At 31.7% G+C, this 7,950-nt stretch carries 9 protein-coding genes and 1 pseudogene; 2 read left to right on the plus strand and 8 right to left on the minus strand.

What is annotated here, in order from left to right; genetic code table 11:
• Positions 1-18 precede the first annotated feature (18 nt).
• The 8 genes and pseudogenes from ACFSR0_RS05690 to ACFSR0_RS05725 all read right to left on the minus strand — a co-directional run.
• The gene (locus tag ACFSR0_RS05690; protein WP_379980778.1) at positions 19-747 is read right to left on the minus strand and encodes a transaldolase; all 729 of its coding nucleotides are present in this window, start codon (positions 745-747) and stop codon (positions 19-21) included.
• Positions 737-1,408 carry a bifunctional 4-hydroxy-2-oxoglutarate aldolase/2-dehydro-3-deoxy-phosphogluconate aldolase gene (locus tag ACFSR0_RS05695; RefSeq protein ID WP_379980780.1) on the minus strand — a complete coding sequence of 224 codons (672 nt, stop codon included), beginning with the start codon at positions 1,406-1,408 and terminating at the stop codon, positions 737-739. The genes ACFSR0_RS05690 and ACFSR0_RS05695 overlap by 11 nt, the downstream gene beginning before the upstream one ends.
• Positions 1,409-1,423: 15 nt before the next feature.
• Positions 1,424-2,476 (minus strand): PTS fructose transporter subunit IIC, encoded by a 1,053-nt coding sequence (locus ACFSR0_RS05700; RefSeq protein ID WP_379980782.1) that lies wholly within the window; start codon positions 2,474-2,476, stop codon positions 1,424-1,426.
• A gap of 12 nt (positions 2,477-2,488) precedes the next feature.
• Positions 2,489-2,809, minus strand: a complete 321-nt coding sequence (locus ACFSR0_RS05705) for a PTS fructose transporter subunit IIB (RefSeq protein ID WP_379980784.1) — start codon at positions 2,807-2,809, stop codon at positions 2,489-2,491.
• Positions 2,806-3,279: a PTS sugar transporter subunit IIA gene (locus ACFSR0_RS05710; RefSeq protein ID WP_379980786.1), complete on the minus strand. Its 474-nt coding sequence runs from the start codon at positions 3,277-3,279 to the stop codon at positions 2,806-2,808. Before ACFSR0_RS05710 ends, ACFSR0_RS05705 begins: the two co-directional genes overlap by 4 nt.
• A 27-nt stretch (positions 3,280-3,306) precedes the next feature.
• On the minus strand, positions 3,307-3,753 hold the full coding sequence (locus tag ACFSR0_RS05715; RefSeq protein WP_379980788.1) for a PTS sugar transporter subunit IIA: 447 nt from the start codon (positions 3,751-3,753) through the stop codon (positions 3,307-3,309).
• Positions 3,722-5,224: a BglG family transcription antiterminator gene (locus ACFSR0_RS05720; RefSeq protein ID WP_379980790.1), complete on the minus strand. Its 1,503-nt coding sequence runs from the start codon at positions 5,222-5,224 to the stop codon at positions 3,722-3,724. Before ACFSR0_RS05720 ends, ACFSR0_RS05715 begins: the two co-directional genes overlap by 32 nt.
• A 651-nt stretch (positions 5,225-5,875) precedes the next feature.
• Positions 5,876-6,045: pseudogene (locus ACFSR0_RS05725) on the minus strand (IS3 family transposase); the annotation flags it as partial.
• Positions 6,046-6,139: 94 nt separating this feature from the next.
• On the opposite strand from ACFSR0_RS05725, the gene ACFSR0_RS05730 reads away from it, so the two are divergent.
• Both ACFSR0_RS05730 and ACFSR0_RS05735 read left to right on the plus strand, forming a co-directional pair.
• Positions 6,140-7,099, plus strand: a complete 960-nt coding sequence (locus tag ACFSR0_RS05730; RefSeq protein ID WP_379980792.1) for an IS30-like element IS1062 family transposase — start codon at positions 6,140-6,142, stop codon at positions 7,097-7,099.
• 509 nt (positions 7,100-7,608) lie between these two features.
• A partial coding sequence (locus ACFSR0_RS05735) for a transposase family protein (protein WP_379980794.1) occupies positions 7,609-7,950 on the plus strand: 342 nt, incomplete at its 3' end.

Consider the following 7,950-nt stretch of genomic DNA (forward strand, 5'->3'; position numbering starts at 1 on the left):
AAATAGTTACCTCTCTTTCTACTCTTCTATAGAAAACCCTAAGGACTCAATATCTTTTTGAAAACCTCTCACAGTATCAAGAGAGACAGAAATAGCACTTTTCTCATTAGTGTTTAACTTATCTATCAATTCAGGAGGAACAGTAATTATATCACAGCCTAATTCTTTAGCCTGTTTAATATTATATAATTCTCTAGTAGAGGCCCAAAGTAGCTTTGTATTTTTTTTCTTCTCGCAGATTTTTTTACTCTGCTTCACAAATTCTCCAGTTTCTATACCTACATCATTTAAACGACCTACAAAAATGGATACATAGTTCTCAGTATTTAACCCAAATGAATCTACAGCTTCTTCAACTTGTGATATTGTCGTAACAGCCGTAATATTCAGTTTAATTTCTTCAGATGATAATTCTTCAATAATCTTAGCATTACTAGTTCCATGTATACTAATAATTGGTATTTTAACAAAAACATTTCTCCCTAAATTTGTTAAAATATGCGCCTCTCTTTTTATGTCATTAACATCATCCCCAAATACTTCAAATGAAATAGATAAATTGGGAAATATATCTACCGCTTCTTTTGCAAATTTTAAGTAATCAGTCACACCGGCCTTTTTCATTAAGGATGGATTTGTCGTAAAACCATTAACCAATCCAGTTTCATAGCTTTGTTTCATTTTTTTTAAATCAGCACCATCAGAAAAAATTGAAATATTAGAAAACCAGTTTCTACTATTGATCATTCTTAACACTTCTTCCGTTAACAATTTCTGTCAAAATATTGGCATGTTCCTCCAAAGTATCAAATTTACCTTCTGATACTAATTTTTTATCAGTTAAATAGCCACTAATGCCCACACCTACAGCTCCTGCATCCAGAAAATCACCTATATTGTCATTTGTTATTCCTGCTGTTGCAATTAATGGAACATGGTTTATTGGAGCCTTCACATCTTTAAAGTAGTTTAATCCCATTGTTTTTGCAGGAAATAGCTTTACAAAATCCGCACCCGCATAATGAGCTTGTAATATTTCCGTAGGTGTCATTGCACCCGGAATAGAAACCATGTTTAAATCATGAGTTTTCCAAATGATTTCTTTATCAGTATTTGGTGATATAATAAATTCTGCTCCAGCACTTTGAGCAGCATATATTTGAGGAATAGTGATGACTGTTCCAGCTCCAAATTTCATTTTATCTTTAAAATGATTTCTAAGCATTCGAATTGCATTTTTTGTTTCTTCCAAATTATTTGAATTACTCTGATCGAACGTAACCTCCATTAATTTCACACCTCCTTTATAGAGTGACTGAGCTAGTTTTTTTAAGTCTTCTCCATAAATTCCTCGGCAAATAGCAATAATCTTGTGTTCTAGAATAAAATTTTTTGCATCTGAAGTCATGTTAATCTTTCCTTTCTAAAGAACAGCTAATTCTTCTTTTTTTGGCTTAAGAAGGCCTAATAGGCATGCAGTAACAAGAGCTCCTGCAAGAATCCCTGTAATAAACCATAATTTGTTTGTCACAACCGGAAGAACAATAAATCCTCCGTGAGGTACGTAGCATTTAACCTTTCCAATAGCACCAATAATCGTACCAACAGCAGTACCAATCATACATGAAGGCAAAACACGTTTAATATCAGAAACAACAAATGGGATTGCTCCTTCAGTAATTCCTATACAACCCATGATTCCCGCAGCCATCGCAGCATTTCTATCACCCTGATCAAATTTATTTTTAAATAACACAGTAGCTAGAAATATTCCTAAAGGTGGAATAGCCACAGCAATTCTAAACATACCATTTGGTTCGTATATTCCTTCATTCATAAGTGCTAGAGTGAACATCGATACAGATTTTGTAACAGGACCTCCCATATCAAACTCACCAAAAAGTCCGATAAATAAGGCCAATAATATTGAGCTAGTTCCATTTAACGAACGCATAACACTAGTAAGCCCTTGCATTAAAAATGCTAATGGCGTCGCCACAACATAAATATAAAATAATCCAATTACAAATACTGAAATGGATGGAATTACTAGGATGGGAAGAATAGCTTTGATTTCCTTACGAACTCTCCATGACTTCATCCAACGAACCATATAGCCAGACAATAGTCCAACAACCATTGCGCCAAGAAATCCGGATTTTACTTGAGAATCGCCTAATGGATTGTTAGCTATATAAGATAAAACCATGCCAGGTACCAATCCTGGTTTTCCAGCTATAGAATAGGCAATATATCCACCAAGAATAGGAATCATCATTGCAAATCCTGCAGAACCTAACGCATTAATATTTTTCATAAATTCATTAGTTACTTTTACACCTGTGTCACTCTTCTCTCCTGTAGCTAATGAAATCGCCAACATAATACCGCCAGCCACAACAGCAGGCATCATAAACGACACACCACTTAAAAGTGCCTTTTGAATTTCTTTAAGTGTTTGTTTGCCTTTAGTCATTCTAATTTCTCCTTAATCTGCATTTTTACTAATCAAACGAATAGCTTCATCAATAACTAAATTAGGATGTGCTATTGATTCATTCACGTCAGCATTATAAATTAGTTTTTCTTCAAATCTTTCTTCACCCTCAATCATGACAGCAATCGCCAAAATTACTACATCAGCCTCGTCTATTTCTTCTTGTGTTAATTCATTTTCAATTCCAATGCTGCCTTGAGTTTCAATTTTTATCTCAATGCCTCTTTTCTTACCCTCATTTTCTAACAATTCTTGTGCCATATAAGTATGGGCAATTCCAGTTGGACATGCAGTAACCCCTACAATTTTCATTGATCTATCCCTCTTTCCACATTAAGTTCTATTTCTCTTAAAAGCTCGAATGCTTCATCAGTTGAAGCATTAGTAAGTTTTTCTTTAAAGGATTCATTCAAAATTTTTTTACTGATGCTAGCTAAAATTTTTAGATGAAGTTTTTGAGATTTCTCTTCTGGAACTCCTATTAGAAAAATAAGGTCTACTAAATCATCTCTATTGTCATTATTATCCCAATGTATTTTTTGACTGGTTCTTAAAAAAGCTATGAAGGGTTTCATAACGCTTTCACTTTTCCCGTGTGGAATACTTACATGGTAACCCACCGCAGTGGAAAAAATCTTTTCTCTATCCTCTACCGCTTTAACATAGCTTGATATATCATTTATTAAATTTTCTTCAAATGCTTTTTTCGCTAAGAATTCTAGTATTTGTTCTTTCGATATTAGATCACTATTTGTAAAAACTAAATTTTTATTTACTAACATTAGTAACACCTCCCCTGGCTCTTTATCTCAATTCTTGTTTATAAAATAATCATAAAGATTATCATATTCAACACTACTTATTTCATTTTTTATTGTTTCATAAGCTAATCTTTTAGAAAATTTTTTTATTGTCTCAAATTCATCTACATTATTTCTAAGGCAATAAACGATTACTATCTTTACAAAATTTTCTTCATCATCCCACTCTAGAAAAGGTTCTTTTAAAAAACAAATATAGATTTGTGATTTCTCAATTTCAGAAGATATCATATGTGCTAAAGCCATTTGCTTCCCAATATAAGTTGAACCCATCTTTTCGCGATTTAATAGTGTTAAAACAAAACGAGCTTTTTTACTCTCATCATATCTATCAAAAAAATGATTTATAAAGTCAATAAATAAGAATTCCTTGCTTTCATATGTTTTGGATAATTTTATTAAATTACTTCTCTTTAGTAGATCTTGTATTCTCATTTTGCAGACTCCTTAAAGAATTTCTTAATCTTTCTTGATCTTTTTCATTAAATACTGAACTCACGAGAAGTACCTTTGGCATAAAATTATCTGTAAAAATATTCACGGTAGAAATTACTAAATCGATTTTTTTTGAAAAATTTTTTAATTTTTCTTTCACATTGGTACTAGCTACTACATCAACAATATCCAATTCTGGAAAAATTTTTTGAATCTTTACTTTTAACAATTCCGAAGTTCCTACACCTGTTGTACACACAATTAAAATACTGATTTTCGCAGAATACTTTTCAAGATATTCCGCAAAATATAATGTCATAAATCCAACTTCATCATCAGAAATCGAGCTCAAATTGTATTCAAATTCAATTTTTTTAGATACCTCTTTTAATTTCAAAAAAATCGATGGATATTCTCCTTCAATATCTATTAGAAGATTGTTCTTGACTTTAAAATTATTTTTTAATCTATTTAGCATTGGCTTAACATGTCGCAATAAATTCCCATACAAGCTTTGATCAACATTTTTTTGTGGTTTATTATCAAAAAAAAGCTGAATAAAACGCTGGGTAATAAGTTTAACATCATCAGTGAATTGTTGTTGATTTTTTTTATTCTGAAAAGATATTCTTGAAGACAATAAATACTGGAATAAATAATAGGCTTCTTCCTCAGGTAGATTCTTATTTACGTACTTTTTTATTGAATAAACAAAAAGGTTTGCCACCTGAAAAATTTCTTCATTTTCTACAATTAACTTTTCTATTTCATGGCTATGAACAACACCTTCATCAATAATTTGATTATTTCTTATTCGTTCAATCAATATGCATATATGCGTAAAAAGATTTATATTATAAGGATAAGAAATCAAAAAACCAAGTTTAGATTCCATTTTATCGATTAATTCTAAAGAAAAGTTTACATCAAATTGATTAAACTCACCGCAAATACTATTGATATCATTTAAATCAATGATTTTATATTTATCATATAAATCTAACAGAGCTCTCCTAATATCCTCCTCTTCCCCATTAATTCCAATTTTTTTCTCTCTTCTTACTAATTTAATGTCATATGAATTTAACCACTTTTCTATAAATTGCTCGTCATTATAAATTACCGAATCGCTGACAAAAAACCTTCCAAATAATTCTTGTTCGCTTATTGTTTTTGGAGACTGAATTAACAATTGAATCAAAGTATAATTTCTTCTCCCTAGTGGGGAGTAGTTTATATTTAAATTATGGTTATGGATAAAATTTTTAATGAATAAATCATAATCTACTCTATATCCTTTTCCTCGTTCACTTATTATCATTAAATCTGGGTACGTTTGTTCATTAATCCTTGTGATTAATCTATATACAGTTTTTTTTGAAACTAAAAGCTTCTCTGACAGATCCTTAGATGTCAAATAGCTCTCTGCTTTAGAAAGTATCTCTAGCAATCTTTGTGGAGCGTTGTTCATTATCTCACCTCCCTCGTTTGATTTAATAATAAACCAAAGAAAAGAAAACGCTTTTATAAATATGTCCTTTGTAATGGTCAATTTGATAATCATGAATAGTTTTACTTTGAAAGAAAATCATACACAAAATTGAAATCATTTTTTGATTGTTTGATTTGCTATAAAAATTTTTAAGGGAACACCTTGATAATGATTTCTAAGATATTTGTGTGATGAATTAACAGTCAGCTAAAGGCATTGCAATGCACAAATTGATAAATACTTTGCTACCCTCAGCAGATTCCAAATTACTAGTAACAATCACCCTTTATTTAGTACCAATTCCTTTTAAGTTAAACGTAAGCATCAAATAGTGAAATATTAAGCCTAATTTATTTACCACGTTAAATAGCCTAAATTTCATATTTTTTGACTTTAGGCTACTTATAACGGCAATTTTTCGCTACTTGATTAGACCAAGACAAAAAACAAACTTCACGTACATGTTCATTTAATACAGAAAAATTCGGAATTTCTGTAAACAGGTAATTAAAATTGTTTCGAATATTCAACTGATTAAGCTCCGCTATTTTTAGAATTATTAAAAAGACACCACTTGTGTTTATGGCAAAAGTACACACACGGATGGCGCGGATATTTTTCTGGACTTTTTTAACAAGTATAACCATGCATTTTACGATACTCAAGGAGACTCAATCCTCCTAAAGTTAACTTAATTCGATGATTATTATACCAATGGATAGCATAATCTAGATAGTTTATAAACTGATTGATTGCTGTTTTTTTTAATCATGTTGGAAAAAAACTTCATTTTTTAAGCGTCGCCGATTGTAAAATTAAGCTAGACAAATAAAAAAGTCATTTGTGCTACACTCAAGATAGTTCCCGCAAAAGAATTATAAGGAGTGAAGACAAATGACCTATACCCATCTTACATCAAATGAACTTGCAATGATAGAGGCGTATTATAATAATCATCAATCTGTAGCCAAAACCGCAGTACTATTGAATAGATCTAGACAAACGATTCATAAAGTTTACCAATTTTTCAAAACAGGGCACAATGCTCTAGATTATTTCAATCAATACAAGAAGAATAAAACTCGCTGTGGCAGACGTCCTATTGTCTTATCAGATGAACAAACAGAATATATTCAAAAGAGGGTTGTTCAAGGTTGGACACCTGATGTGATTGTTGGCCGTGCAGAGTTTTCTATTTCTTGTTCTATGCGTACACTTTATCGTATGTTTAAACAAGGCGTATTTGAAGTGACTCACCTACCTATGAAAGGAAAACGTAAAGCCAACGGACACAAAGAAACTCGGGGAAAACAATCTTTTCGTCGATCACTTCGTGACAGAGGAAATGATTATTCTAAATTCAATCAAGAATTTGGCCACCTTGAAGGGGATACTATTGTGGGTAAAAAGCACAAAAGTGCTGTTATTACTCTCATTGAGCGATTATCTAAAGTAATCATCACTCTTCAGCCAGAAGGCAGACGAGCTATAGATATTGAAAATCGTTTGAACCAATGGATGCAATCTGTACCTAAGCATCTATTCAAATCAATGACTTTTGATTGTGGAAAGGAATTTTCAAATTGGAAATCAATCAGTAATATCAATGATATTGATATCTATTTTGCAGATCCTGGTACACCATCACAAAGAGGGTTAAATGAAAACTCTAATGGTTTATTACGTAAAGATGGTTTACCCAAGCAAATGGATTTCAACGAAGTTGATGAATCTTTTATCCAATCTATTGCATCGAAAAGAAATAATATCCCTCGAAAATCATTAAACTATAAAACACCAATAGAAGTATTCTTGAGTCACATATGCAAAGAGGAATTGTCTAACTTAATTTGACAATTAATACGTCAAAAAAAACTTCACAATCGGAATTACCCGGTGAACAACCATTTTTTGACATGGAACGGGACAAAATTTCTTCGTTCATTCCCCCTTTTTTCCATATCTCCCAAAGTATTTTCTCATCATTCCAACAAACATTTCCATTTTTATTCTATACCATTACAAGAACACATCCTCAGCTAATTTGGTACAAGACACTCGCTATTTTGCTTTTTCATTGCACCAAAAACCTGCAGTTTCTTTTCTAATTTTCCACATTTTATGATTTCAAGAACATTTAACTCTCTAATACTGTCCTTATCTATTGAAATCGATTTTTTAAACGCAAAAAAATACACGATTTTTATCCAAAATAGATAAAAAAACGTGCACTTTTTCAGTTCTATAATATTTGGTGTTGCTACTCAAGCTGAGTAGTGGCGCCAAATATTTTTTTATAACAAAAAGACATCTGGTTGTCCTATAATTAAATCGGCAAAAAAAAATCATAGGAGGATAACCAAATGTCCATAACTAAGAATATCAAATGTACGGATGAAAAGACAAGTCATTCTATCAAACAAATCTTGAATATCAAAGATTCCCATATTACCTTTTCGAAAGATGCCATTAGTAAAGAGCGCGTTCATGGCCGTATGGCCAATGTATTTACCGGCTTATTAACCGGAGAAGCGCATCGTTGTGAATGTTGTGGATTTGATTCTGTCATCCGTCATGCTTATCATGATAGTTGGATTCAGCTGCTTCCGTATCAAGAAGTACCAACTTATCTACACCTGTACAAACAGCGTTTTCGTTGTACTCAGTGCCATCATACGTTTTCTGCCAAAACCTATTATGTAGCG

Origin of the sequence: Enterococcus camelliae (assembly GCF_042685105.1) — a bacterium.
GTDB lineage: Bacteria > Bacillota > Bacilli > Lactobacillales > Enterococcaceae > Enterococcus_G > Enterococcus_G camelliae.